General features: G+C 68.4%; 24 protein-coding genes. 5 read left to right on the top strand and 19 right to left on the bottom strand.

Annotated elements, in window-relative coordinates; all coding sequences use genetic code 11:
- Positions 1-39 precede the first annotated feature (39 nt).
- Together tyrS and dtd are read left to right on the top strand one after the other, a co-directional pair.
- Entirely contained in the window at positions 40-1305 is a 1266-nt protein-coding gene (gene tyrS, locus ACYVB7_RS03915; protein ID WP_460505260.1) for a tyrosine--tRNA ligase, read from the top strand.
- Positions 1302-1757: a D-aminoacyl-tRNA deacylase gene (dtd, locus tag ACYVB7_RS03920; protein WP_460505261.1), complete on the top strand. Its 456-nt coding sequence runs from the start codon at positions 1302-1304 to the stop codon at positions 1755-1757. Before tyrS ends, dtd begins: the two co-directional genes overlap by 4 nt.
- 59 nt (positions 1758-1816) lie before the next feature.
- On the opposite strand, the gene ACYVB7_RS03925 is transcribed toward dtd, so the two are convergent.
- The 13 genes from ACYVB7_RS03925 to ACYVB7_RS03985 all read right to left on the bottom strand — a co-directional run bounded on the left by ACYVB7_RS03925 (position 1817) and on the right by ACYVB7_RS03985 (position 18924).
- On the bottom strand, positions 1817-4288 hold the full coding sequence (locus ACYVB7_RS03925; protein ID WP_460505262.1) for a glycogen/starch/alpha-glucan phosphorylase: 2472 nt from the start codon (positions 4286-4288) through the stop codon (positions 1817-1819).
- 67 nt (positions 4289-4355) lie between these two features.
- On the bottom strand, positions 4356-5882 hold the full coding sequence (glgA, locus tag ACYVB7_RS03930) for a glycogen synthase (protein WP_460505694.1): 1527 nt from the start codon (positions 5880-5882) through the stop codon (positions 4356-4358).
- Between the two features lie 35 nt (positions 5883-5917).
- Positions 5918-7213: a glucose-1-phosphate adenylyltransferase gene (glgC, locus tag ACYVB7_RS03935; RefSeq protein WP_460505263.1), complete on the bottom strand. Its 1296-nt coding sequence runs from the start codon at positions 7211-7213 to the stop codon at positions 5918-5920.
- 27 nt (positions 7214-7240) lie between these two features.
- Entirely contained in the window at positions 7241-8782 is a 1542-nt protein-coding gene (malQ, locus tag ACYVB7_RS03940; protein ID WP_460505264.1) for a 4-alpha-glucanotransferase, read from the bottom strand.
- Complete coding sequence (gene glgX, locus ACYVB7_RS03945) at positions 8779-11025, bottom strand: glycogen debranching protein (protein WP_460505265.1); 2247 nt, start codon at positions 11023-11025, stop codon at positions 8779-8781. The genes malQ and glgX overlap by 4 nt, the downstream gene beginning before the upstream one ends.
- Positions 11026-11376: 351 nt before the next feature.
- Positions 11377-13365 (bottom strand): 1,4-alpha-glucan branching protein GlgB, encoded by a 1989-nt coding sequence (glgB, locus tag ACYVB7_RS03950; RefSeq protein ID WP_460505266.1) that lies wholly within the window; start codon positions 13363-13365, stop codon positions 11377-11379.
- Positions 13366-13399: 34 nt separating this feature from the next.
- Positions 13400-14761 (bottom strand): sensor histidine kinase, encoded by a 1362-nt coding sequence (locus ACYVB7_RS03955; protein WP_460505267.1) that lies wholly within the window; start codon positions 14759-14761, stop codon positions 13400-13402.
- Between the two features lie 4 nt (positions 14762-14765).
- Positions 14766-15425 carry a response regulator transcription factor family protein gene (locus ACYVB7_RS03960; protein ID WP_460505268.1) on the bottom strand — a complete coding sequence of 220 codons (660 nt, stop codon included), beginning with the start codon at positions 15423-15425 and terminating at the stop codon, positions 14766-14768.
- A 13-nt stretch (positions 15426-15438) separates the two neighbouring features.
- Complete coding sequence (locus tag ACYVB7_RS03965) at positions 15439-15630, bottom strand: acid-shock protein (RefSeq protein WP_460505269.1); 192 nt, start codon at positions 15628-15630, stop codon at positions 15439-15441.
- Positions 15631-15751: 121 nt separating this feature from the next.
- Positions 15752-16231, bottom strand: a complete 480-nt coding sequence (gene ybeY, locus ACYVB7_RS03970) for an rRNA maturation RNase YbeY (protein WP_460505270.1) — start codon at positions 16229-16231, stop codon at positions 15752-15754.
- A 49-nt stretch (positions 16232-16280) separates the two neighbouring features.
- Entirely contained in the window at positions 16281-16655 is a 375-nt protein-coding gene (locus ACYVB7_RS03975; protein ID WP_460505271.1) for a TfoX/Sxy family protein, read from the bottom strand.
- A gap of 4 nt (positions 16656-16659) precedes the next feature.
- On the bottom strand, positions 16660-17736 hold the full coding sequence (locus tag ACYVB7_RS03980) for a Fic family protein (protein ID WP_460505272.1): 1077 nt from the start codon (positions 17734-17736) through the stop codon (positions 16660-16662).
- A 162-nt stretch (positions 17737-17898) separates the two neighbouring features.
- Positions 17899-18924 (bottom strand): PhoH family protein, encoded by a 1026-nt coding sequence (locus ACYVB7_RS03985; RefSeq protein ID WP_460505273.1) that lies wholly within the window; start codon positions 18922-18924, stop codon positions 17899-17901.
- Between the two features lie 25 nt (positions 18925-18949).
- Between ACYVB7_RS03985 and ruvA the strand changes: the two genes are divergently transcribed.
- On the top strand, positions 18950-19546 hold the full coding sequence (ruvA, locus tag ACYVB7_RS03990) for a Holliday junction branch migration protein RuvA (RefSeq protein ID WP_460505274.1): 597 nt from the start codon (positions 18950-18952) through the stop codon (positions 19544-19546).
- Positions 19547-19609: 63 nt separating this feature from the next.
- Here ruvA and ACYVB7_RS03995 read toward each other — a convergent pair whose 3' ends face one another.
- Together ACYVB7_RS03995 and ACYVB7_RS04000 are read right to left on the bottom strand one after the other, a co-directional pair.
- On the bottom strand, positions 19610-20347 hold the full coding sequence (locus ACYVB7_RS03995; protein ID WP_460505275.1) for an alpha/beta fold hydrolase: 738 nt from the start codon (positions 20345-20347) through the stop codon (positions 19610-19612).
- Positions 20348-20369: 22 nt separating this feature from the next.
- Positions 20370-21143 carry a hypothetical protein gene (locus ACYVB7_RS04000; RefSeq protein ID WP_460505276.1) on the bottom strand — a complete coding sequence of 258 codons (774 nt, stop codon included), beginning with the start codon at positions 21141-21143 and terminating at the stop codon, positions 20370-20372.
- Positions 21144-21199: 56 nt separating this feature from the next.
- Between ACYVB7_RS04000 and ruvB the strand changes: the two genes are divergently transcribed.
- Positions 21200-22270: a Holliday junction branch migration DNA helicase RuvB gene (gene ruvB, locus ACYVB7_RS04005; RefSeq protein ID WP_460505277.1), complete on the top strand. Its 1071-nt coding sequence runs from the start codon at positions 21200-21202 to the stop codon at positions 22268-22270.
- 27 nt (positions 22271-22297) lie between these two features.
- Here ruvB and flhC read toward each other — a convergent pair whose 3' ends face one another.
- From flhC to ACYVB7_RS04020, 3 genes are all read right to left on the bottom strand, one after another.
- Complete coding sequence (gene flhC / locus ACYVB7_RS04010; RefSeq protein WP_460505278.1) at positions 22298-22837, bottom strand: flagellar transcriptional regulator FlhC; 540 nt, start codon at positions 22835-22837, stop codon at positions 22298-22300.
- Between the two features lie 14 nt (positions 22838-22851).
- Complete coding sequence (flhD, locus tag ACYVB7_RS04015; protein ID WP_460505234.1) at positions 22852-23178, bottom strand: flagellar transcriptional regulator FlhD; 327 nt, start codon at positions 23176-23178, stop codon at positions 22852-22854.
- Positions 23179-23416: 238 nt separating this feature from the next.
- Complete coding sequence (locus ACYVB7_RS04020; protein ID WP_460505279.1) at positions 23417-24061, bottom strand: histidine phosphatase family protein; 645 nt, start codon at positions 24059-24061, stop codon at positions 23417-23419.
- A gap of 106 nt (positions 24062-24167) precedes the next feature.
- Here ACYVB7_RS04020 and ACYVB7_RS04025 point away from each other — a divergent pair, with 106 nt between their 5' ends.
- A complete protein-coding gene (locus tag ACYVB7_RS04025; protein ID WP_460505280.1) occupies positions 24168-25841 on the top strand; it encodes an ATP-binding response regulator in 1674 nt (557 codons plus the stop codon).
- Positions 25842-25874: 33 nt separating this feature from the next.
- On the opposite strand, the gene ACYVB7_RS04030 is transcribed toward ACYVB7_RS04025, so the two are convergent.
- Complete coding sequence (locus tag ACYVB7_RS04030) at positions 25875-26525, bottom strand: hypothetical protein (RefSeq protein WP_460505281.1); 651 nt, start codon at positions 26523-26525, stop codon at positions 25875-25877.

Genomic DNA, 26525 nt, shown 5'->3' on the forward strand with positions numbered 1-26525 from the left:
AGCCCCGCATCCCCGCGCTGGCATCCTGTGGATATTCCCATGACCTCTGACACCGCAGCGTCCCAACCGACGCCCTCCGCCCCTGCTGCCGCGCTGAGCGACCGCGTGCAGGAAGCCCTTGCCGTGACCCTGCGGGGTTGCGAGGAGCTGATTCCCCAGCCCGACTGGGTGAAAAAACTCCAGCGGGCCGAGCAGACGGGGCAGCCGCTGCGCATCAAGTTGGGCCTGGACCCCACCGCGCCCGACATCCACATCGGCCACACCGTGGTGCTGAACAAGATGCGCCAGCTGCAGAACCTGGGGCACCAGGTCATCTTCCTGATTGGCGACTTCACCAGCCTGATTGGCGACCCTTCCGGGCGCAACAGCACCCGCCCACCGCTCACGCCCGAGCAGATCAAGCTCAACGCCGAAACCTATTACAAGCAGGCCAGCCTGGTGCTGGACTCGGCCAAGACCGAGATTCGCTACAACAGCGAATGGAGCCTGCCCCTGGGCAGCATGGGCATGATCCAGCTGGCGGCCAAGTACACCGTGGCGCGCATGATGGAGCGCAACGACTTCCACGACCGCTTCCACGCCGGCACTCCCATCAGCGTGCACGAGTTTTTGTACCCGCTGATGCAGGGCTACGACTCGGTGGCCCTGAAAAGCGACCTGGAGCTGGGCGGCACCGACCAGAAGTTCAACCTGCTGATGGGCCGCCATTTGCAGGCCGAGTACGGGCAGGAGCCGCAGTGCATCCTGACCATGCCGCTGCTGGTGGGGCTGGACGGGGTGGACAAGATGTCCAAGTCCAAGAACAACTACATCGGCATCACCGAGGAGGCGAACACCATGTTCGCCAAGGTGCTGTCCATCAGCGACGACCTGATGTGGGACTGGTACACGCTGCTGAGCTTCCAGACCGAAGCCCAGATAGCCGCCCTGCGGGCCGAAGTGGCCGCGGGCCGCAACCCCAAGGACGCCAAGGTGGCGCTGGCCAAGGAAATCACCGCCCGCTTCCACAACGCCGCCGCCGCTGATGCGGCCGAGCAGGACTTCATCAACCGCAGCAAGGGTGGCGTGCCCGACGACATCCCGGAAGTCACCCTGAGCGGCTTGAGCGACGGGGCCATGGGCATCGGCGCCCTGCTGAAGGCGGCCAACCTGGCCCCCTCCACCAGCGAAGCCAACCGCCTGATCGACGGCGGCGGCGTGCGTGTGGATGGCAGCGTGGTCAGCGACCGCGGCCTGAAGCTGGGCGCGGGCACCTACGTGGTGCAGGTGGGCAAGCGCAAGTTCGCCCGGGTCACGCTGGCGTGAAAGCCGTCATCCAGCGCGTGGCCCAGGCCCGGGTCGATGTGGCGGGCGAGACCATCGGGGCCATCGGCCCCGGCCTGCTGGTGCTGTTGTGCGCCGAACGCGGCGACACCGAGGCCCAGGCCGACAAGCTGCTGGCCAAGCTGCTGAAGCTGCGCATCTTTTCTGACGACGCGGGCAAGATGAACCGCAGCGTGCAGGACCTGGACGGCCAGGGCACGCCCGGCGGCCTGCTGATCGTGAGCCAGTTCACCCTGGCCGCCGACACCACGGGCGGCAACCGCCCCAGCTTCACCCAGGCCGCCCCGCCCGACGAAGGGCTGCGGCTCTACGAGTACGCCGTGGCCCAGGCCCGCCGACTGCACCCGCAGGTGGCCACGGGCCGGTTTGCCGCCGACATGCAGGTGCACCTGGTCAACGACGGGCCGGTCACCATCCCCATGCAGGTGGTGTGATTGCTATTTATTTGATAGCTGCTTGCGCTTATCAATAAAGCGCTAGAGCCAATTTTTTCTTAAAAGATTGGCTTCACTTTCCAGATGTCATCCGCGTACTCGCGGATGGTGCGGTCTGACGAGAACACCCCCATGCCCGCCACGTTGAGCACTGCTTTGCGGGCCCATTCGTCGGGGCGGCGGTACAACTCGTCCACGCGTTTCTGCGTGGCCACGTAGTCGGCGTAGTCGGCCAGCAGCAGGTAGTAGTCGGACTCCAGCAGCGTGCGGGTGATGTCGTGGAAGCGGCCCGGTTCTTCGGGGCTGAACAGGCCCTCGGCGATGCGGTCGATGGCGGTTTTCAGGTCGTAGTTGTGGTCGTAGTAGCGGCGTGGGTTGTAGCCGCTGGCACGCAGCGCGGCCACCTGCTCGGTGCGGTTGCCGAAGATGAAGATGTTGTCCAGCCCCACGTTCTCGGCAATCTCGATGTTGGCCCCGTCCCAGGTGCCGATGGTCAGCGCCCCGTTGAGCGCGAACTTCATGTTGCCGGTGCCCGAGGCCTCGGTGCCCGCGGTGGAAATCTGCTCCGACAGGTCGGCCGCGGGGATGATGACCTCGGCCAGCGACACCCGGTAGTTGGGCAGGAACACCACCTTGAGCTTGTGGCCAATGCGGTGGTCGCTGTTGACCACCCGCGCCACGTCGTTGATGAGCTTGATGACCAGCTTGGCCATGTAGTAGGCCGACGCCGCCTTGCCCCCGAAGATGACCGTGCGGGGCACCCACGGCGCGTTGGGCTGGGCCAGGATCTGCTGGTAGCGCGTGACCACGTGCAGCACGTTGAGCAGCTGGCGCTTGTACTCGTGCATGCGCTTGATCTGCACGTCGAACAGGCTGTTGGGGTCCACCACCACACCACACTCGTGCACGATGCGGTCGGCCAGTCGCTCCTTGTTGGCCAGCTTGGCGGCGCGCACATCGGCGATGAAAGCCGGGTCGTCGGCCAACGGGCGCAGCTGGGCCAGCTGGTCCAGGTGGCGTCGCCAGTCGGGGCCGATGTGGCGGTCGATCAGCGCCGACAGCGGGCGGTTGGCCTGCGACAGCCAGCGCCGGGGGGTGATGCCGTTGGTCTTGTTGCAAAAGCGCTCGGGGAACAGGCGGGCGAAGTCGGCAAAGATGGTTTCCACCATCAGGTTGCTGTGCAGCGCCGACACGCCGTTGACCTTGTGGCTGGCCAGCACCGACAGGTAGGCCATGCGCACGCGGCGCTGGCCGCGCTCGTCGATGAGCGACACCCGGCGCAGCAGGTCGTTGTCGTTGGGAAAACGCTCGTGCACCTCGGCCAGGAAGCGGGCGTTCAGGTCGTAGATGATGCGCAGGTGGCGCGGCAGCAGTCGGCCCAGCATTTCCACCGGCCAGGTTTCCAGGGCCTCGCTCATCAGCGTGTGGTTGGTGTAGCTGAACACCTGCTGGCACTGGGCCCAGGCGCTGTCCCAATCCATGCCGTGGTCGTCCACCAGCAGGCGCATCAGCTCAGGCACGGCCAGGGCCGGGTGGGTGTCGTTGAGGTGGATGGCCACCTTGTCGGCCAGGTTGGCAAAGTCGGGGTGGTTTTTCAGGTGGCGGCGCAGGATGTCCTGCAGCGAGGCGCTCACAAAAAAGTACTCCTGCCGCAGGCGCAGTTCCTTGCCGTGTTCGGTGCTGTCGTCGGGGTAGAGCACGCGCGACACGTTTTCCGACTGGTTCTTGGCCTCCACCGCCCGCATGTAGTCGCCTTTGTTGAAGGCGTCGAGGTTGATGCCGCTGGTGGCCCGTGCCGACCACAGGCGCAGGGTGGACACGCTGGTCAGCTCGTGGCCGGGCACGCCGCTGTCGTAGGCGGTGGCGATCACGTCGTCGGTTTCCACCCAGCTCACGCCCGTGGCCCCTTGCACCAGCTTGCCGCCAAAACGCACGGGGTAGCTGAACTCGGGGCGCATGAACTCCCAGGGGTTGCCGTTGACCAACCAGTAGTCGGGCTCCTCCACCTGCCGCCCGTTCTGGATGCGCTGGGCGAACATGCCAAAGTCGTAACGGATGCCATAGCCCATGCCCGGCAGGCCCACGCTGGCCATGGAGTCGAGGAAACAGGCCGCCAGCCGACCCAGGCCGCCGTTGCCCAGGCCGGCGTCGGTTTCCAGGTCGATGAGGGTGTCGATGTCCACGCCCAGTTGGGCGCAGGCCTCCTTGGCCGCGTCGTACACCCCGGCGGACAGCAGCGCATTGGTCAGGGCCCGGCCGGTCAGGAACTCCATGGACAGGTAGTACACCCGCTTGGCGTCCTGCTCGTGGGCGCGGGTCAGGGTTTCGCGCCAGCGGTGCATGGTGCGGTCACGCACCGCGTGGAACAGGGCAAACAGCCAGTCGCGCCGGGTGGCTGAGCGCAGGTCCTTGCCCATGGCGTACACCAGCCGGTTGGCAATGGAGCGTCGCAGCGCGTCCACGTCGTTGGACAGCAGGTCGTACTCGAACGCGGCACTGGGGTCGGCAGGGGTCATGGGCAAGTGGGGCATGGTCGGCTCGGGTTCGGGAAAACGGGTGGGTTCAGCGGCGGAGGCGGTCAAGCATCAGGCGTGCCAGTCACGTTGGGGGCGCGTACAAGGCCAGGTAGGCGGCAGCGGCACGGTCCCAGCCCAGCGGCTGGGTCATGCCACGGCGCTGCACGGCCCGCCAGTCGGTGCGGCGGTGGTGCAGGGCAAAGGCGCGGCGCAGGGCGCGGGACAGGTCGGCGGCGGTCAGGTCTTGGAACACAAAGCCGGTGGCCGTGCCGTCGTCCAGGTTTTCCAGGCTGCAATCGGTCACGGTGTCGGCCAGACCGCCCACCGCCCGCACCAGCGGCAGGGTGCCGTAGCGCAGGCCGTAGAGCTGGGTGAGGCCGCAGGGCTCGAAGCGCGAGGGCACCAGGATGACATCGCCCCCGGCCATCAGCCGGTGCGCCAGGGTTTCGTCGTAGCCCAGGTGCAGGTGCACCTGTTGGGGGTGTCGGTCGGCACAGGCTTGCAGGGCCGCCACGATGGTCGCGTCCCCCGTGCCCAGCACCGCCAGCTGGCCGCCACGCTGCACCAGGTCGTCCACCACCTCGGGCAGCAGGTGCAGGCCCTTTTGTTCGGTCAGGCGGCTGACCACCACACACAGCAGGGCCTGGGTGTCGGCTTGCAGGCCCAGCTCGGCTTGCAGCCGGGCCTTGGCGCGGGTTTTGCCGGTGAGTTTGTCTGCGCTGTAGCCGGGCGGGGCCAGGGGGTCGTGGGCGGGGTTCCAGATGGCGTCGTCCACGCCGTTCAGGATGCCGTGCAGGCGGTCCTGCCGTTCGCGCAGCAGGCCATCGAGGCCACAGCCCTGTTCGGGGGTGGTGATTTCGCGGGCGTAGGTGGGGCTGACGGTGGTCAGCACGTCGCTGTACTGCAAGCCGGCCTTCATGAACGACAGCTGGCCGTGGAACTCCAGCCCTTGCAGGCGGAACAGGTCACCGGGCAGGCCCAGCGGTTCCAGCCATTCGGGGCCGAACAGGCCCTGGTAGGCCAGGTTGTGCACGGTGAACACGGTGCGCGGGGCGCGTTCACATGGCTGATGGCGGGTGAGGGCATGCAGGTAGGCTGGGGCCAGGCCGGTGTGCCAGTCGTGCCCATGCAGCACCTTGGGCTGCCACTCGGGGTCCAGGCCCAGGCCCAGTTGCGCCGCGGCCCAGCCCAGCCACGCAAAGCGGGCGGCGCTGTCGGGCCAGGGCTGGCCCTCGGCGTTGAGGTAGGGGTTGCCGGGCTGCCCGAACAGGCGGGGTGCGTGCAGCAGGTAGACCACCGGGGTGGGGGCCGCAGGGGGGGGCGAGGTGGCCGTGGCCGACGGTGCGGGCCAACGGGCGCGTTGCAGCCAAGCCCCCTCGGCCCCGGCGGTGTGGGCCTGGGGGCCACAACCGTGGGCTTCTCCAGATGGCAGCGGAAGGGGTGGGCCATACGTCTGGAGCCCTGCTTCAATGGCCGGGAAGGCGGGCAGCAGCAGCCGAACGTCGGCCCCGGCGGCCATGAGCGCGGGGGGCAGTGCGGCGCTCACGTCGGCCAGACCGCCGGTTTTCAGCAGCGGAAACACCTCGGCACAGGCGTACAGCACCCGCATGGGGGTGGGCTGTGCGTCTGGGCGTGGGGGGGCGCTCACGCCGCACCCTCCGGGGCCGTGTCCTGGGCCGCTTGCCAGCGTTCCAGCATGGGGGCGGTCACCAGCACCACACCGCCGGGCGTGCGGTGGAAGTGGCGGGCGTCGGCCTCGGGGTCCACGCCGATCTGCAGGCCGTCGGGCAACTGGCAACCGTGGTCGATGACCACTTTCTTGAGCACGCAGTGGCGGCCAATGCTCACCTCGGGCAGCACCACCGCGTCTTCCACCGTGCAGTAGGAGTGGACGCGCACTTTGGAAAACAGCACCGAGCGCCGCACCGTGGAGCCCGACAGGATGCAGCCGCCCGACACCAGCGAATCGACCGCGCTGCCGCGGCGGCCATCGTCGTCAAACACGAACTTGGCCGGGGGCAGTTGCTCCTGGTAGGTCCAGATGGGCCATTGCTGGTTGTACATGTCCAGCTCGGGTATGGTGCCGGTGAGGTCGATGTTGGCCTGCCAGTAAGCGTCCACCGTGCCCACGTCGCGCCAGTAGCTGGGTGCTTCGGGGCTGCTTTTCACGCACGACAGGCCAAAGGGGTGGGCCACCGCCTGGCCCTGGGCCACCAGCGCGGGGATCAGGTCTTTGCCAAAGTCGCGGCTGGAACCCTCGGTCTTGGCGTCCTGCTCCAGGGCTTGGAACAGCACCTGGGCATCGAACACGTAAATGCCCATGCTGGCCAGGGCCACGTCGGGCTTGCCGGGCATGGGGGCGGGCTGGGCGGGTTTTTCGGTGAAGCTGACGATGCGGCGCTGCGCGTCGATGGCCATCACGCCAAAGGCGCAGGCCTCGGCCAGTGGCACCTCGATGCAGCCCACCGTGCAGGCCCGGCCCTGGGCCACGTGGTCGGCAATCAGGTTGGCATAGTCCATCTTGTAGATGTGGTCCCCGGCCAGCACCAGGATGTAGCGCGGGTCGTGCGCGCGCAGGATGTCCAGGTTCTGGTAGACCGCGTCGGCGGTGCCCAGGTACCAGCTCTCGTCGTCCATGCGCTGCTGGGCGGGCAGCAGGTCGATGAACTCGTTGAACTCGTTGCGCAGGAAACTCCAGCCCCGTTGCAGGTGGCGCAGCAGGCTGTGGGACTTGTACTGCGTCAACACCCCGATGCGGCGCACCCCGGAGTTGAGGCAGTTGGACAGCGCGAAGTCGATGATGCGGAACTTGCCCCCAAAGTACACCGCCGGTTTGGCCCGCCGGTCGGTCAGGGCTTGCAGGCGCGAGCCGCGCCCACCGGCCAGCACCAGGGCCATGGTCTGGCGCGCCAGCTGTCGGGGGTTGGGGGTGGGGGTCATGGGGGTCTCCTCGGGGTGGTCTTGGGGTCAGGGGTGTTCGCGGGCGCGTTCGGGCAGCTTGCGTCCGTGGGCCTGGGTCATGGTGTGCAGGCGTTCGGCGGGCAGGTGGTCCACCTGGCCCCAGTCAAAGCGCCAGGTCCAGCAGCCTTCGGCCACGCCGGGCGTGTTCATGCGGTGTTGCCCGTCCAGCCCCAGCACGTCCTGGAACGGGAAGATGACCGTGCGCGCCACCGACATGGACGCGGCGCGGATCATCGTCCAGTGGGGCTCTGTCTCCATGGCCGGGCCGAAATAGGCGCGGGCCGCGTCCCGTTCGGGCACGCTGGCCGCGCGCCACCAGCCCACGGTGGTGTCGTTGTCGTGGGTGCCGGTGTAGGCCACCGAGTCGGGCGTGTGGTTGTGCGGCAGGTAGGGGTTGGTGGGGCCGCCCCCCAGCGCAAATTGCAGGATGCGCATGCCCGGAAACCCGCAGGCCTCGCGCAGGGCGGTCACCTCGGGGGTGATCAGCCCCAGGTCCTCGGCGATGATGGGCAGCGGCCCCAGGGCCTGCTCCATGGCCTTGAACAGGGCCTGCCCCGGCCCCTCGCGCCAGTGGCCGTACATGGCCGTGGGCTCGGAGGCGGGGATTTCCCAGTGCGCCTGAAAACCGCGGAAGTGGTCCAGCCGCACCACGTCCACCTGTTTGAGCAAATGGGCCATGCGGTCGGTCCACCAGCGGTGGCCGCTGTGGGCCATGGCGTCCCAGTTGTACAAGGGGTTGCCCCAGCGCTGGCCGGTGGCCGAGAAGTAGTCGGGCGGCACCCCGGCCACCACCTCGGGTTCACCATCCGGGGCCAGCAGGAATTCGTGCGGGCGGGCCCACACGTCGGCGCTGTGGTGCGACACGAAGATGGGCGCATCCCCCGCAATGCGCACGCCCCGCAGGTGGGCATGGGCGCGCAGGCGCTGCCACTGTTCCCAAAAGCGCCACTGCACAAAGTGCCAGAACCCCAGCTCGTCCGTCGCCTCGTGGCGCACCGCGTCCAGGGCCGCCGGGTCACGCTGGGCCAGGGCGGTGGGCCATTGCGTCCAGGGGGCACCGTGGCGGGCGTCCAGCACCATGAACAGCGCAAAGTCGTCCAGCCAGTGGGCGTGTTCTTCGACAAACCGCGCCATGGCCGCCTGGTGGTGGGCTTGGCCCATGCGCTGGAACCCGGCCCAGGCCTGGCGCAGGCGCTCCATGCGGTAGGGAATGACCCGCTCGAACTCGCAGCGCTGGGTGTCAAACCCCTGCGTGGGGGCCCACGGCAGCCAGCCGTGCTGGACCAGGTCGTCCAAGTCCACCAGCCAGAAGTTGCCCGCAAAGGCCGACACGCTGTGGTACGGCGAATGCCCCGCCCCGGGGGGCGACAGCGGCAGGATTTGCCACAGCCCTTGACCCGCCGCGGCCAGCCAGTCCACGAAGTGGCGGGCCTCGGTGCCCATGTCACCACTGCCGTGCGGGCCGGGCAGGCTGGTGAGGTGCAGCAGCACACCCGACAGGCGGTGGCGCATCAGCGGGTGCGAGGGAACGGCAGTGGGTGTGCTCATGGGGTGGAGCCTAGCAAAGACTGTGTCAGGACATACACGCCGGGCGCCTCCAGCGCCAGGGCCGCGCCTACCGTGGGTCCGTCTGTTTCGGGCCAAACGGTGGCCGTGGCGCTGTGGAGCCGCCATTGCCATGGCCCTTCGGACAGGCGGAAGGTGGCGGGTGTGGTGTCGCATGCATCGGGGGCAAGGGCGTGCCAGACGATCAGCACCCGCTCACGTGGGGCGTTGTCGGGGGGGCTGCACGGTTCACCCACCGTGATGACGGCCCCCAGGGTGCGTTGGTTGGGGTCGCTCCAGGCGTTGCCTTGGGGAAGGCGTCCGTCGGGTCCCAGCCAGGCGATGTCGGGCCATGCGCGTCCCTTGGGCACTTGGCCGTTGAACCAGTGCGGGTGCCGCAGCGCGGGCAAGGCGCGGCGCAAGGCCGTCAGCCCGGCGATGAAGGCGGTGTGGTTGTGGGCGCTGTCCCCCGTGGGCCAGGCCAGCCAGGTGGTGGCGTTGTCCTGGCAGTAGGCGTTGTTGTTGCCCTGCTGGCTGTGGCCCCATTCGTCCCCCGCCAGCAATTGGGGTGTACCCTGGGCGCAGAACAGCGTGGCCAGCAAGGCCCGCTGCCAGTGCAGGCGGCGTTGTTGCACCGCCGGGTCGTCCGACGGGCCTTCCACCCCCGCGTTGTGGCTGAGGTTGTGGCCGTGGCCATCGCGGTTGTCTTCGCCGTTGGCGTGGTTGTGTTTGCGGGTGTAGGCGGTGAGGTCGTGCAGGGTGAAGCCGTCGTGCGCCGTCAGCAGGTGGATGTTGGCGGTGGGTGGGCGTTCTCCCGCATGGCGCACGCCGGGCCGCTCGGTGGCAAAGCGGGCGGCGCTGGCGGCCACGTGCTGCGCCAGTTGCCCGCGGGTGCAGGGGTGGCCCAGCCAGAAGGCGCGGGCGGTGTCGCGAAAGCCGTCGTTCCACTCCGCCCAGCCGGGGGCAAAGCCGCCGGTGTGGTGGCCGTTGGGGCCGATGTCCCAGGGCTCGGCAATGCGGCGCACCCCGGCCAGCACCGGGTCTTGCGCCATGGCGCTCAGCAGCGGGTGCAGGGGGTGGAAGGCGTGGTCGCGGGTGGCGTCGCGGCCCAGGGACACGCCCAGGTCAAAGCGGTAACCGTCCACCCCCAGCACCTGCACCCCGTGGCGCAGGCTGTCCATCACCCACTGGATGACGCGGGGGTGGGTCACGTTCAGGCTGTTGCCGCAGCCGCTGAAGTTGTGGGGGGCTCCGTCCGTGGCCAGGGCGTACCAGTCGGCCTGGCCCAGGCCGCGCCAGCTGAGGGTGGGGCCGTCGGGGTCGCTTTCGCAGGTGTGGTTGAACACCACGTCCAGCACCACCTCCAGCCCGGCAGCGTGCAGCGCGTCCACCATGGCCTGGAACTCCGCCTGAATGGCCAGCGCATCGGTCGCGGTGCGGGGCGGTTGGCCGCCGGTGCAGGCGGCGTAGCCCGGGTGGGGCATGAACACGTTGAGCGGGTTGTAGCCCCAGTGGTTGGACAGGCCCCGGGCCAGCAGGTGGCGCTCGTCGATGTGGGCGTGCACCGGCAGCAGGCACACGGTGGTGATGCCCAGGCGTTGCAGGTGGTCCAGCACCGCCGGGTGCGCCAGCCCGGCATAGGTGCCGCGCAAGGCCTCGGGCACGCCGGGGTGCAGGCGGGTGAGGGCTTTCACATGCGCCTCGTACAGCACCACGCGGTCATCGGGCACACGCCAGTCGGGGGGGGTGGCGTCGGTTCGGGGGGCAGGACAGGGACCCGAGCGGGCCGTGACCACCGAACGCAGGCGCAGTGCCGCGTCGTCCACCGGGCAGGGTTGGTGCTGCTGCCAAGCCTGGTTGGGGCGCAGCGGGTCGGGAACGGTGTGCCCGGTGCGCAGCGCCTGCTGCGCCCAGGCCTGGCCGCTGGGGTCCACCACGGCGTGTGCCCACGGGTCCAGCAGCAGTTTGGCGGGGTTGAAGCGCTGGCCTTGCGCGGGTGCCCAGGGGCCGTGGGCGCGCAGGCCGTACAGCTGCCCGCTGCCCACGCCGTCGGCCCACACGGCCCACAGCCCGTTGCCCGCGGCTTGCAGGTCCAGCCGCTGGGTTTCGGTGCCGTCGGGGGCGCACAAGCCCACCTGCACGGTGGTGGCCGATGGGGCCCACACCACGAAGGCGGTGCCGCTGTCACCTGCCGCACCCTGCTGGACAGGGGTGGCCCCCGGCCCGAACAGGCGGGTTAGGTGCATTGAATTTGATAGCTGTTTGCGCTTTTCAAACATGCGGTAGGGCCTGTTTGGGTGCTGAAACTGGGGCGCGGAGGCCGAGTGAGCCGCCCAAGCCGCCCAAGGGGCCGGGGCCAGGGGCGCAGCGCGCACCGGGGGGCCTGGGGGGCGGCAACTTGTGACCGAGCGGATGTGCCCGTTGGCGAAGGGCCGCGGCCATGGGCTCGACTGTCTGAGCGCCCGCAGGGCGCGAGTTTCGAGCCCATAGCGGCACAAGCCTTACGGACACACCGCGAGCGTCACCAGGCGCTGCCCCCCAGGCCCCCCGGTGCGCGCTGCGCCCCTGGCCCCGGCCCCTTGGGTGGCTTGGGCGGTTCACTCGGCCTCCGGGCTCAGCCACAGCACCGCCAGGGGCGGCAGGGTCAGGCGGGCGCTGCGGGGCTGGTGGTGCAGCGCCGGGCCGTCGGCCCGCACACTGCCGTGGTTGCCCAGGTCGGAGCCGCCGTAGTGGGCCGAATCGGTGTTGAGCACCTCGCGCCAGCGCGTGCCCAGGCCCAGGTCGGGCAGGCCGAGGGCGTAGCCCTCGCGCGGCACGGGCGTGAGGTTGGCCACCACCACCGTGGTGTGCTGCGCCGTGTGGCCGTAGCGCACAAAGGCCAGCACCGAGTGGTCGGCGTCGTCCACCACCAGCCATTGGAAGGCGTGGGGGTCGGTGTCGCGGGCCCACAGCGCGGGTTGCTGCTGGTGGTTGTGGTTGAGGTCGCGCACCAGCCGATGCACCCCGGCGTGGGCGGGGTCGCGCAGCAGGTCCCACGGCAGCTGGCCGTCGTGCGCCCATTCGGTGGGCGGGGCCAGCTCGCTGCCCATGAACAGCAGCTTGCCGCCGGGGTGGCCGTACATCCACCCATACAGCGCACGCAGGTTGGCGAGTTGCTGCCAGCGTTCGCCGGGCATCTTGCCCAGCAGCGAGCCCTTGCCGTGCACCACCTCGTCGTGCGAGAGGGGCAGCACAAACCGTTCGGACCAGGCGTACACCAGGCCGAAGGTGAGCTGGTCGTGGTGCCAGCGGCGGTGCACCGGGTCTTGCGCAAAGTAGGCCAGGGTGTCGTGCATCCAGCCCATGTTCCATTTGCAGCCAAAGCCCAGGCCGCCGTGTTCGGTGGGGCCGGTGACGGCGGGGAAGGATGTGGATTCTTCCGCCACGGTGAGGGCCTGCGGCGCGTGCTGGGCCAGCACCTGGTTGACCTCTTTCAGGAAGGCGATGGCCTCCAGGTTCTCGCGCCCGCCCAGGTGGTTGGGCACCCATTCACCGGCGGGGCGGCTGTAGTCGCGGTAGAGCATGGAGGCCACGGCGTCCACCCGCAGGCCGTCCACGCCGTACTGCTCGATCCAGTACAGCGCGTTGCCCACCAGGAAGTTGCGCACCTCGTGGCGGCCCCAGTTGTAGATGAGGGTGTTCCAGTCGCGGTGAAAGCCCTCGCGCGGGTCGGCGTGTTCGTACAGGGCGGTGCCGTCGAAGCGGGCCAGGGCGTGCGCGTCGGTGGGGAAGTGGGCGGGCACCCAGTCCAGCAGCACCTTCAGTCCGGCGGCGTGGGCGGCTTGCACAAACTGGCGGAAGCCCTCCGGCCCGCCGTGGCGGGCGGTGGGGGCGTACAGGCCGGTGGGCTGGTAGCCCCACGAGGCGTAGAAGGGGTGTTCGGACACCGGCAGCAGCTCGATGTGGGTGAAGCCCTGCTCGGCCACATAGGGCACCAGGTGGTGGGTGAGGTCGTCCCAGGTGGGCATGACGTCGGGCCCCCACGGGCGTCGCCAGGAACCGGCGTGCACTTCGTAGATGCGCAGCGGGGTGGTGCCCGGGGCAGTGGAGTGGGCGGCGGGGCTGGCGCTGGCGGATGCGGTGGCGTCCGTCATGGCGGCGTCCGTGGACGCTGGGGCGGCAGGGGAAGGCCGCAGGGGCGGTGCCACGCGGGCGGCGTTGCCGGGGGGCAACTCGGTTTCGCGGGCGAAGGGATCGGTTTTGTGCACGCGTTGGCCGTCGGCCCCGTGCACCTCGAACTTGTACCAGGCCCCCACGGTGGCCCCGGGGACGAACAGTTCCCACACCCCGCAGCCCGGGTGCAGGCGCATGGGCTGGGGCTGCCAGCCGTTGAAGTCGCCCAGCACACCCACGCCGCGGGCGTTGGGGGCCCACACGGCAAAGGCCACGCCGTCTTGCCCGTTCAGGTGGGTGGGGTGGGCCCCCAGCTTTTGCCAGGGGCGCAGGTGCTGGCCCTGGGCCAGCAGCCAGGTGTCGAGTTCGCCCAGCCAGGTTTGGGGGAACGGGTGCGCGGGACCGGTGTCGGGGGCTGATGCGGCGGAGGGCATGTGGGGCACAGGGGATCGGTGTGTGCCCATTCTGTCACTGCTGTGGGTGCGGGTCCGGCGCTTTGGGCTGAAGCCAGGCGCAGGGCAGGCGCACGGTGACGGTGAGGCCGCCGCCCGGGGTGTCGCTCAGGCGCAGGGTGCCGCCATGCCGTTGGGCGGCGCGCACGGCGATGTGCAGGCCCAGGCCGGTGCCGCCTTCGTGGCGGTCGGTGGAGGGTTTGTGGCCCTGGTTGATGCGATCGAGCTGATCGGCCGCCAGGCCGGGGCCGTGGTCGGTGACGGTCCAGATGGCTTCGCTGCCCTCGTGGGTGAGCGCCAGCCGGATGCCCTGGGCGCTGGCCCCGCAGCGGATGGCGTTGTGCACCAGGTTGTCCAGCATGGCCAGCCAGGCGCGGCTTTGGCCGTGGAGCACGGCGTGTTCGGGCACGTCCACCACCAATTGGGTGCCGTGGGCCAGGGCCAGCGGTTGCCAGATGGCTTGCAGCGGGGCCAGCGCGGGCCACACGGGGGTGGGGGCGCTGGCGGTCTGGGTGTCGGGGTTTTCCAGTTCGGCCAGGTGCAGCAGTTGGTCCACCAGGCGGTTGAGGCGTTCGCCCGCGGCCAGGGCCTGGGTGCGGTGGTGGGCGGCGTGGTTGCCTTGCGGCGAGCGGTCCAGCAGCTGCATGTGGATCTTGAGGGCGGCCAGCGGGGTGCGCAGCTCGTGGGCGGCGCGGGCCACGGTGTCGCGGTGGGCGGACTGGGCGTCGCGGATGCCGCCCAGCAGCGCGTCCAGGGTCTGCACCAGCGGGGCCAAGTCGGCGGGCCAGGTCGTGGCGTCCAGCGTGGAGGCGGGATCGCCGGGGTGGATCTGGTCGATCTGCTCGCGCAGGCGCTCCAGCGGTTGCAGCGAGCGGTGGACCACCGCATGCAGCAGCCCCAGCAGGGTGCCAATGAGCAGCAGCAGCCCGCCGCCCAGCCAGGGGGCCTCTTCCCAGAAGGCCTGGTCACGGCTGCGCAGGGGTTGGGAGATCTGGATGGTCAGGCCGTCTTGCAGCAGGCTGTACACCTGCCAGCGCTGCTGCTGCCAGGTGACGGTGTGCCAGCCTTCGGCCTGGCGGGGCGGGCCGGCGTCGGCTTCGGCGGGGTAGAGCAGGGTGCCGTCCTCGGCCCAGATCTGGCTGATGAACTGGCCACGGTCCACGGGGTCGGGGTCGTCGTCGTTCACGGCCTGTAGGCCGTGGCGGATGACGGTCTGGGCCACCTGCTCCAGGGTGCGGTCGTGTTCGTCGTTGAGGTACTGCCAGGTCAGCCCGAACGACAGCAGCCCGGCCAGCAGGCCCACCGCCAGCAGGGACAGGGCTTGCATGCGCAGCAGCCGCTGGCGCATGGAGGTGGGGTTGGAGGCGGCGGGGGGCATGGGCTCAGGTGGCTTGCAGCCGGTAGCCCTGTCCGCGCAGGTTCTCGATCCAGCCGGGGCCCAGCTTGCGGCGCAGGTTGGCCAGGTGCACTTGCACCGAGTTGCTGGCCACTTCCTGACCCCAGCCGTACAGGCGGTTTTCCAACCAGGGCACCGAGCGCACGGCCTGCGGGTCTTCGGCCAGGGCCAGCAGCAGGGCGAATTCGCGGCGGCTCAGGTCCAGCGCTTGTTCGTGCAGGCGGGCGTGCTGGCGCACCGGGTCCACCTCCAGGCCGTTCACGCGCAGCAGCGGGTCGCGTCGGCCCTGGTTGCGCCGGTGCAGGGCGTGCAGGCGGGCGATGAGTTCGTCCAGGTCGAAGGGTTTGGCCAGGTAGTCGTCGGCACCGAGGTTGAGGCCGCGCACGCGGTCGGTGGTGAAGGCGCGGGCCGACAGGATGAGGGTGGGGGGGCGGTGTGCCCCGGCCTGGGTGCGGGCCAGCAGGTCCAGGCCGTCGCGGTCGGGCAGGCCCAGGTCCAGCACCCACAGGTTGTAGGGGGTGTGTTCCAGCGCGGTCAGCGCCTGGTCGGCGCGGCGCACCCAGTCCACCTGGAAGCCCGCATCACCCAGGGCCAGCACCAGGCCGTCGCCGATCAGGGGGTCGTCTTCGGTCAGCAGCAGCTTCACGAACGGCGGGCGCTCACTGGACAGCGGCGGCCTTGGTTTTCTTGACCTTGTGCTTCTTGGCCTTCTTGGCGGGCTTGACCTTGTGGGTGGCGGCCGAGGGGGTGAAGCCGGTGCCCGATGCCGACACCAGCGGGGTGCTGGCTTGGGCGGCACCGGCAGCGATCAGACCGGCGGACACGAGGAGGGCGGACAACAGTTTTTTCATGGCAATTCACTCCGAATGGGATGGGACAACACACGTCCCCACCGGGCCCATGGGGGTTGAAGTGGGTGTGTGCGGCCATTCTGCGCAAGGGAGTTTGAAGGTTGAATGAAGGCCGCAGGCTTCAGCCCGCTTCGCCCGCCGAGTCGGCGGCGTAGGGGTTGGCCACGCCCAGGCGGGCCAGCACTTCGGCTTCGCGGGCTTCCATGGCGTCGGCATCGGCGTCGCTGGTTTCGTGGTCCCAGCCCTGGGCGTGCAGGGTGCCGTGCACCAGCAGGTGGGTGTAGTGGTCGGCCAGGGTCTTGCCGTTTTCGGCGGCTTCGCGGGCCACCACGGGGGCGCACAGCACCAGGTCGGCCATGACCACGGGGTCGGAGGCGTAGTCGAAGGTGAGCACGTTGGTGGCGTAATCCTTGTGGCGGTAGCTGCGGTTGAGGGCCTGGCCCTCGTCGGCATCGACGATGCGCACGGTGATTTCGGCATCGGCCTCCAGCGCATGGCGGATGGCGCGCACCACCCGGTGGCGCGGCAGCGCGGCGCGGTGGGTGGCGGGGTCGGTCAGGTTGGAGAACTGGAGGGACAGGGACAGTTGGGGCAGGGCCATGGTTTGCAAGAAAAAGTGGGTTAAGCGCTTTTGCAGAAAGCGCAAGCAGCTATGGTTTTTTTGGTTTGGTGGCCTGTGCCCGCACGGCGGTGGCCCAGGCCGAAAGCGCCCAGGGGCGCATGAGGGCGGATGACTCCATGGCGTCGTCGGGCGCGGTGTGGTAGCCCATGGCCATGGGTTTGCCCTTGGCTTCGTACACAAACTGGAGGCCGCCTTCGGCCTCGAAGCGGGCGCGGGTGTCGGCCTCGGTCTTGAGGTACAGGCGCTCGCCCGCGCCCAGGTCGGCAATGATGGCAAAGGTCAGGCCGTCGTGGCTGATGCCCCAGCCCCCGAACATGCGCTTGGCCACGCAGGGGCCAACGGGCGAGAGCAGGTCCAGGCAGTGGGTGACGAATTCGGGGATGGGGGTGGATTTTCGGGTCATGTCTCTACTCCCCGTGGTGGTCTTGCAGCAACTGGTTCAGTGCCAGATTGACGTAGTAGTTGCTGCGACCGATTTTTTGCTTTCTCACGAACCCCGTTTCAGCCAGCGCATCCAGGTACTTGGTGGCGGTCAGCCGCGACACGTCCAGATCGCGCTGCAAAAAGTCGATCTTGGTGTACGGGTGCGTGAACAGGTTGTTGATGAGGTCTTGGCTGTAAAACTTGTGCGCAGCCCTGATTCGGTGCTTGTAGTCCATCAGGGCCACTTTGATGGACTGCACCATGAGGATGGCCCGCTGTGCGGTGGTTTCCACCGCCGTCAGCATGTACAGCACCCACTCTTCCCAGTTGTCTTCCTCGCGAACGGTTTGCAGCAAGCGGTAGTAATCGACCTTGGTGCGCACAATGTGGTGGCTGAGGTACAGAACCGGGATGTCCAGCAAACCCTCCTTCACCAAATACAGCACATTCACGATCCGTCCGGTGCGGCCATTGCCGTCGTAAAACGGGTGGATGCTCTCAAACTGGTGGTGCAGCAGCGCCATTTTGATGAGTGGGTCGGCATCGAACAGGTCCGGGTTGTTCATGAACTGCTCCAGCCCACGCATCAACTCAACGATTTCAGCCGGGTCTTGCGGTGGCGTGTACACCGTGTGGCCTGCACCGTCTTTCAGGGCTGTGCCAGGCAGTTTGCGAAAACCTGCGTGGTTGCGTTCCAGCTCCCGCTGGATGTCAATGATGTGGTTGGCTGTCAGCAACCCGGTGGTCCGCACCAATTCAAACCCCACACGCAGCGCTTGTCGGTAGCGCAGCACCTCCTTGGCCGCCGGGTTTGCAAAGGCATTGGGGTCAGCATCGTCCTTGAACAGTTCATCGTGCGTGGTGACGATGTTTTCAATTTCGGAGCTGTCTTTGGCTTCTTGCAAGCCCAGTGTGTTGATGAGGATGCCCTGGTTGGGGATGGATGCCGCCACCCCTTTCAGCTCGGCCAGGCGGCGGCTGCTGCTGGCCAACTTCTTCAGAATGGCCGGGGTGTCAAACCGGGCAGCGGCCAGCGAGTCGAGTGGGAGCAACGTGGGCATGGACCAGAGGGGAGTACTTGCGCAGAAAATCCAAATTTCTATGCATGTTAACGGCGTCGTTTATACAAACGGGCACTTTTTGAACACGTTCCTCGGCCTTTCAATGATTTGAATGAAAATGGCCTCTGGCGCTTTATTCATAAGTGCAAGCAGCTATCGTTTTTACTTTTCGGCGCGCAGCCGCTTGCTCGACTTGCCCGCCCCCACCGCCCCCGGTGGCGGCACTTCGGCCACGTGGGTGCTGGCGGGGGTGCCGCGGCCACCGCGGGCGTCGTAGGCATCGACGATGCGGGCCACCAGCGGGTGGCGCACCACGTCGGCGCTGGTGAGGTGGCACAGGGCAATGCCTTGCACGCGGCGCAGCACGCGCTCGGCGTCGATCAGGCCGCTGAGTTGCGTGGGCGGCAGGTCGATCTGGCTCACGTCCCCGGTGATGACGGCCTTGCTGCCAAAACCGATGCGGGTGAGCGCCATCTTCATCTGCTCGGGTGTGGTGTTCTGCGCCTCGTCCAGGATGACGAAGGCGTGGTTGAGCGTGCGCCCGCGCATGAAGGCCAGCGGCGCAATCTCGATCTGCTGGCGCTCAAACGCCTTTTGCACCTTGTCGTGGCCCATCAGGTCGTAGAGCGCGTCGTACAGCGGACGCAGGTAGGGGTCCACCTTCTGGCCCAGGTCGCCGGGCAGAAAACCCAGCTTTTCACCGGCCTCCACCGCCGGGCGGGTGAGGATGATGCGTTGCACCGCGCTGCGCTCCAGCGCATCGACCGCGCTGGCCACGGCCAGGTAGGTCTTGCCCGTGCCCGCGGGGCCGATGCCGAAGGTGATGTCGTGCGTGGCGATCAGCTCCAGGTACCGCGTCTGGTTGGGGGTGCGTCCGCGAATTTCGCCGCGGCGGCTTTGCACCGTGAGGGCGTCGGTGTCCACATCACCCAGCGCGGTTTCGCCGGTCAGCATCAGCTGCACCTGCTCGGCCGGGATGGGGCGGCGCGCCCGCTCGTACAGGGCTTGCAGCACCTCCAGCGCCCGCTCGGCCTTGGCCTTGGGGCCTTCGATGCGGAACTGCTCGAACCGGTGCGCCACCTTCACGTTCAGCGCCTGCTCGATGGTGCGCAGGTGCGCGTCCAGCGGGCCGCAGAGGTGGCCCATGCGGGCGTTGTCGGGCGGGGAGAAGGTGTGGCGGAGAATCATGGGCAAATGGTAAAGGGATGACCCCATGATCGGACGACTGCATGGCCAACTGGCCGAGAAAAACCCGCCCCAGGTGCTGGTGGACTGCCACGGCGTGGGTTACGAGGTGGATGTGCCCATGAGCACCTTCTACAACCTGCCCGAGGTGGGCGGCACCGTCACCCTGCTGACGCACTTTGTGGTGCGCGAGGACGCGCAGGTGCTGTTCGGCTTTGCCACGGCGTCGGAGCGGGAAACGTTTCGCCAGCTCATCAAGATCAGCGGCATCGGCCCGCGCACGGCGCTGTCCATCCTCAGCGGCCTGAGCGTGGCCGATCTGGCGCAAGCCGTCACCCAGCAGCAGGCCACGCGCCTGACCAAGGTGCCCGGCATCGGCAAGAAAACCGCCGAACGGCTGCTGCTGGAGCTCAAGGGCAAGCTGGGGGCCGACCTGGGCGACCTGGCCGGGGCGGGCGGCGCAGGCGGCACGGGCCCGGTGAGCGATGCCCAGCACGACATCCTGCAAGCCCTGCTGGCGCTGGGCTACAGCGACAAGGAAGCCGCCGCCACCCTCAAGGCCCTGCCTGACGGCGTGGGGGTGAGCGAGGGCATCAAGCTGGCGCTCAAGAGCCTGACTCGTTGAGGGTGTGGCTCCAGAATTGAGAGTGAAAATGGCATATGGCGCTTTCAAATAAAGCGTAAGAAGCTATTGATTTTGTAGTTCCTGCGCATGCCCCGATGGGCATGCAGCTTGCCCGCCAGGGTGCGCCATGAAGCGTTCCACGGCACGGGCGGCGTCGCCCGCCTGCACTTGCAGCAAGAAGTGGGGGGCCTGAAACGTCACCACCTGGGTGGAGGGGGCGGTAGCCGTGACCCATTGGGCGGCGGATGCGGGAACCACCCGGTCTTCCAACGCCTGCAAATACAGCAGCGGGACGCCGACGCGGCCCAACAAGGGGGACACATCCACGCGCAGCACAGCCAGACCTCTGGCCCGCAGCACGGACGGATGGACCATGCGCAGTGCCTGGGTCAGCATCTCCCGCCGCTCGGGCGATGAGAAACGCCCCAGCACCGCAAAGCTCAGAAGCCCCAAGGGCAGTGCCTGCACTGGGGTCACGGACACCAAGGGCCGACACCAAGACAACCATGGCCGAGGGGTGCGTGCGAACGAGCAGCACAGGATCAAGCCGCGCAAACCCGTCGGCTTCGACGCAGCGATGGAGATGGCGATGGGGCCTGAAAAGGACTCGCCCAGCAGGAAAAACGGTTCATTGGTCGGCAAAAAGGTGCGCGCCACCGATTCCAATGCGGCATACCCCATGGGTTGTGTGTTGGGGTAGGTGACCACCACCACCTTCACTTCGGGTCCAAAAGCTGCTGCAAAGGGTGCCAACGGCACACCGGTGCCGTCCAGGCCGGGAAGCACAACCAAAGTGACCATGGATGGACGCTCCGATGCCGCCTCAATGCTTGCGCGGCGTCACCAGCGTTTCGGTGGAGGGGTCCAACCCCGCGTCAGGGGGTGTGGCGCGTTTGGGGCGGGCCGGGGGCGCGGGTTCGGTTTTGTGGCCCGCAGCGTCCTTGCGCTGTTTTTCGTTGACGGCGGCAATGGCCGACAGCAGCTTTTCGGCCACCTGTTGCAGTTGCTCTTCTTCCGTCGGCTTGCCCCCTGAGGGGCGGGAGGGGGGCACGGGCTTGCCCGCCGTGGGGACGGGACTGGGGGCGTGCGCCTCCGCAGGGACGGGCACCGCCGCGGGGGCCTGCACAGGCAGGGGCGCGGTGGGTTTGGCCACGGGCGGTGTCGGTGGCGTCGGCGGAACGGACGGTGTGTGCACGGTGGCGGGCGCAGCGGCGGGCACCGCCGGGGGTGTGGCCGGGGCTGGGGTGCGGTGCTGGGCTTGTTCTCGGGCCTTGTTGTAGGCCGCCCACTCGGCCACCGTGCGGGGGCGTGGACCTGACGGCGGCGGGAGGGCAGCAGCAGGGCTGGCGGGCGCAGCGGGTGGGGTGGCTGTGGGTGCAGGCGTGGCCGTGGATTCACCCGCCATCTCGGGTTTGAGCACTGGCGGCCGGGCCTGCTGGATGGCCGACTGGAACCCGCTCAGGTCCACCGTGCCCCGGGTGACGGGCACATCCACCGGGGCCGCCGTCTGGGCGTGGGCGAGCACGCCGCAGCCCAGTCCGACGGACAGCACGGCAGCCTGTAGGCCGAGGGAGCGGGGTTTTGGATGGTTGGACATGGGGCAAAGGGTTGGCCGGTATATCGGCACCTGTGCGGGCACAATGAATGCTCACCATGAGCATACAGACCGACGATTTTGCCCCCGTCCCGCCCAAGCCTTCGGCGTCGCGGGTCATCAGTGCCGCTGCGGAGTCCCCCCGCGAGGAGGCGCTGGAGCGTGCCCTGCGCCCCAAACTGCTCGACGAATACGTGGGCCAGGCCAAGGTGCGCGAGCAGCTGGAAATTTTCATTGGCGCGGCCAAGAAGCGCCGCGAGGCGCTGGACCACGTGCTGCTGTTCGGCCCGCCGGGGCTGGGCAAGACCACGCTGAGTCACATCATTGCCGCCGAGCTGGGCGTGAACCTGCGCCAGACCAGCGGCCCGGTGCTCGAAAAACCCAAGGACCTGGCGGCGCTGCTGACCAACCTGGAGCCCAACGATGTGCTGTTCATCGACGAAATCCACCGCCTGAGCCCGGTGGTGGAGGAAATTTTGTACCCCGCGCTGGAGGACTACCAGATCGACATCATGATTGGTGAAGGCCCGGCGGCGCGCAGCATCAAGCTGGATTTGCAGCCCTTCACCCTGGTGGGGGCCACCACCCGTGCCGGCATGCTGACCAACCCGTTGCGCGACCGCTTCGGCATCGTGGCTCGGCTCGAGTTCTACAACGCCGAAGAGCTGACGCGCATCGTGCGCCGCAGCGCCGGGTTGCTGAACGCGCCCATGGACGAGGCCGGGGGCTTTGAGATTGCCCGCCGCAGCCGCGGCACGCCCCGCATTGCCAACCGCCTGCTGCGCCGGGTGCGCGACTACGCGGAGGTGAAGGGCGACGGCACCATCACCGCCGACATGGCCAACCGCGCCCTGGCCATGCTGGACGTGGACCCGCAGGGCTTTGACCTGATGGACCGCAAGTTCCTGGAGGCGCTGGTGCACCGCTTCGACGGCGGGCCGGTGGGGCTGGACAACATTGCCGCCAGCATCGGTGAAGAGCGCGACACCATCGAAGACGTGATCGAGCCCTACCTCATCCAGCAAGGGTATGTGCAGCGCAGCCCGCGCGGGCGCATCGCCACCCAGGCGGCCTACCGGCACCTGGGCCTGCTGCCTCCCAAGGACACGGGCGACTTGTTGGCGGGTTGAGGGTGGTGGGCTTGCTCGCCCACTCCCTCACTGCAACTTGAGGCTGCCCGCAGCACTGCCCTTGCCCGCCCGTGCCGGGGGTTCACACAGGCCGCACACGAAGTTGCGGCTGATCTCGTAAGGCTCGGTCACGAACTTGCCCCCGCAGCAGCTGCATTGGGTCATGCCCAGCATGTGGTTGTCCATGAACTTCACCAGACGCCATGCCCGTGTGAAGGTCAGCAGCGGCTCGATCCCGCAGGCCGTCATCTGCTCGGTGTAGAGCCGGTAGGCCTTGATGATCACGTCGATGTCGTCCAGCTCCGCCGCCTTGGACAGGTACTCGTGGATGTTGGCAAACAGGCTGGCGTGGATGTTGGGCTGCCAGGTCAGGAACCAATCGGTCGAGAACGGCAGTTGGCCCTTGGAGGGCGACTTGCCAGCCACTTCCTTGTACAGACGCAGCAACCGCTCGTACGACAGGCTGGTTTCGCTCTCCAGCACCTGCAGGCGTGCGCCCAGGTGGATGAGGGCAATGGCGCGTTCGATGTCGCGCGACTCGTTGACGATGCTTTTGACAACAGCCATGGTTTTCTCCTGCTTTACATCGTTTCGGTCACGCGGCCAGCCATCAGAATGCTGGCATGCAGACGGGAGGTGGCTTCATTGGCCACCTTGCCGGGCTTGTGGTTGGTCAGCAGGTCCCACACCAGATCGTCTTCGACGCGGAAGCGGCACAGCAGCATGTTGCCCGAAGCGACCTTCATGATCTGGGCGGGAGACAGCGAGCCCAGCAGCTCGGCGGCCTCCTCGGTCAGACCGAGGCGGAACTGGGCTTCGGCCTTGTCCTGACGGATGAGGCTTTGAGCCAGCATGAGGTAGGTCAGATTGGCTTCGCGGATCTCGGCCAGCATCTGTTCGTTGTTCATGGTGCTCACTCCTTCAGGGGTTGGTCGCTGGGTCTTGGCTAACACGCCGGACAAAGCGGTGATTCGTTGAAGTGGATTGTGAAAACCCGCCTACTTTTCTTGAATCAGCGTTTGGCTGTTCGTGCTGTCAGCTCCCCCGACAACCCTTGTCAGTGAAAACCTGACACGCCTGTCGGCGTGCGAGTGGGGTGGCCGATCCCGTGCCTTCGTGACCAGCGGGCCGGGTCCCTTGGCCCGGTCAGGCCGACGCGTCGTCGGTGGGGGCTTCGGCGGATTCGAGGTGGCTCTCGTCACCCCAACCGATCAGGGTCAGCGATTCGGGCGTCCAGAGCACGCGGTTGATGGCGGCGTTTTTCAGCTGCCAGGTGCGCGGGGTTTGCAGGTGTTGACCGGTGGCGGCGCGGTAAATGATGTCCAGCACCCCGCCATGGGCCACCAGGGCAATCTGTTCGTCCACATGGCGGGCCGCCAGGCGGTGCAACGTGTTCAGCACGCGGGCTTGCAGGGTGGTGAGCGATTCGCCCCCCGGCGGGGCCCAGTCGGGCTCGCGGCTGCGCCACAGGCGGGCCGCTTCGGGGTGCTGGGTTTCGATTTCGGCCCAGGTCAGCCCCTCCAGCGTGCCAAAGCTGCGTTCGCGCAAGGCCACCTCGGGGGTGACGCTCAGGCCCTGGTGCCGGGCCACCGCCTGGGCCGTGGTGAAGGCGCGGCTCAGGTCGCTGGCGTAGACGGCGGCCAGAGGTTCCTCAGCCAGGGCCTGCCCCAGGCGTTGGGCCTGCCACAGGCCGGTGGGGTTGAGGGGAATGTCGGTGTGGCCCTGGATGCGGGTGTCCTGGTTCCAGGTGGTTTCGCCGTGGCGCAGGACGATGAGGCGTGAGGCTTGCAAGGCAGCGGCTTTCGCAAAATAGGGGTGGTGCGGCCCGACGGGGCGCAGAGACAGAACTGTATCGTTGGAAGTACCATGCCCACCATTCGGATGGATGGACCCCGCCGTGCCCCAAGATCGCGCCCTGCTGCCGCCCTTTTTGTCCCCGCCCGTGTTGGCGGGCGCAAGCGCGTCCCCCTCGACCGCCACGGAACTGCCGCTGTTCGAGGTGCTGGCCGCCTTGGGCGACGGGGTGTGGGACTGGGACTTGGTGGCCGATCGGGTGCAGTACTCCGAGCGTTTCATGGCGCTGCTGGGCTACAAGCAAGCCTCGGTGTTCCTGAGCAGCTTCAGCTTTCGCAGCCACTTGCACGCGCAAGACCTGGCGCGGGTCACGCGCCTGGTGGGCCGTGTGCTGGATGGCTCCGATCCGGCGTTTGACGCCACCTACCGCCTTCGGCATGTGTCGGGCAGCTACCGCTGGTTTCGGAGCCGGGCCGTGGTGCTGCGCGACGCGCAGGGCCAGGCCCTTCGCTTGGCGGGGCACCTCATGGACGTGCACGACCGCACTGTGGCCGATGCGCAGCGCACGTCCCAGACCCAGCAGCACCAGGCGCAGAGCGCACAGCTGGCGCTGACCCAGGTGGCACGGGGATTGGCGCCGGGGCTGGGCAAGGTCACGGGCAACCTGCTCCGGGGTCTGCGGGGTCTGGCCCACGAGCTCCCGGCACCGTGGTCCGACCACGCCATCGTGGGGGACTTGTTGCGGCTGGCCGAGCGGGGCACCCACCTGGCCGAACAGCTGTCGGTCGTGGGTGGGGTGCGGCCTCAGCGGCTGGAGGTGGTGGACCTGGGGGTGCGGGTGCCCGCTCTGCTGTCATCGCTGCAATCGACCGCTCCGGCGGGGGTGCACTGGGGGGTGCAGGTGCCCTCGGTGCCCGTGCGGGTGCTGGTGGATGTGGCGCAACTCAGGCTGGTGTTGCAGGCCTTGTGCACCAACGCCTGGCAGGCGGTGGCCGAGCGTGAAGCCCACATCCAGGTGGCGGTGGTGCCGGAGCCCGATGGCACCGGGGTGCAGCTGAGCGTGTCCGACGATGGCGTGGGCATGTCTTCCGACGTACAGGCCCGCGCCTTCGAGCCGTTTTTTACCGCCCGCACGCCGGGGCAACGGGAGGGGGCGGGCATGGGCCTGGGGTTGGCGGTGGTGCAGGCGGTGGTCCAGGGCCTGCAAGGCCGGGTCAGCCTGCGCAGCGAACCCGGGCAGGGCACCACGGTCAACGTGTGGTTGCCCCGGGTGAGCGATGCCGCCGCTGTGCCTGGCGCGGCCTCGCCCGACGCCACCGACCCCCTGGGCAAGGGCTTGCAGGCGCTGAACCGAACGCCCGAGTCTGCCGCCGACGCCCCGGCGCCCACGGGGCGGCATGTGGTGTACGTGGACGACTACGAGGCCATGGTCTACCTCATGACCCGCATGCTCACGCGGCGTGGCCAGCGGGTGACGGCGTTCGAGCGGGTGACCGATGCCCTGGCCTACCTGGAGGCCCACAAGGACGAGGTGGACCTGCTGGTGACCGACTACAACATGCCCGTGCTCAGTGGTTTGGACGTGGTGCGCCGGGCGCGGGCCTTGCGGCCCGACCTGCCCGTGGTGATCACCTCGGGCCATGTGACCCCGTTCATGCACAGCGAGGCCGAGGCCGAAGGGGTGTTGCGGGTGCTCAACCGCCAGGACAGCGTGGAAGAACAGGTGGACACGCTGGTGGCCCTGCTGGCCACCCTGCCACCGCGCACCAGCCCCTGAGCGCGGGTGTGGGCGTGAGTGCGGGGCCGTGGGTCAGCGCGGCAGGTCGATGTCGATCTGCCGCACGCCTGCCGGAGGTTGCGGAAAGCCCGACAGCGCCGCCTGCACCATGGCCTGCCACAACGCTGGGGTGTCGTTCCAGCGCCCGTCGTGCCGGGCCTGGGTTTCGTAGACCACCGTGCCCCGCTGTCCGTCCCGCACCACCACCGACACGCTGCGCAGGTGGTAGGGCATGTCCGGCATGAGCAGCAGGCTGTGGTGCCGCCCACCCGCCATCAGGGGCGGGCCAAAGCGCGGCCACAAACGGCCGTCGGCGGGTTCTTCCCAGGGCGCGCGGGGCAGCGTGGTGTGGCTGGCGCTCACCGTCACGCGCCAGGGAGGGGGTGTGTCGGCCCCTGCACCTGCAGCGGCTTGTTGCCGCCAGCCGTGGGTGGCCAGGGCCTGGGCCACCCAGCCTTCCAGGTCGGCCTGCGACTGGGCCTGCGGCCCGGTCTGCTGGGAGGGCAGTCTCTCAAATTGATAGCTGGTTGCGCTTTCAGACAAAGCGCTGGAGCCCCATAAGGCATGTGATTCCACCTGGTTGTCCACCCGCATCACGGTGCATCCCCCCAAGGCCAACAAGGCGGTGCAGGCCAGTGCGGTGGCCCACAGCGGGGTGCGACGGGCAAAGCGGTGGGGGTGCAT

It is taken from the genome of Hydrogenophaga soli (assembly GCF_054777695.1).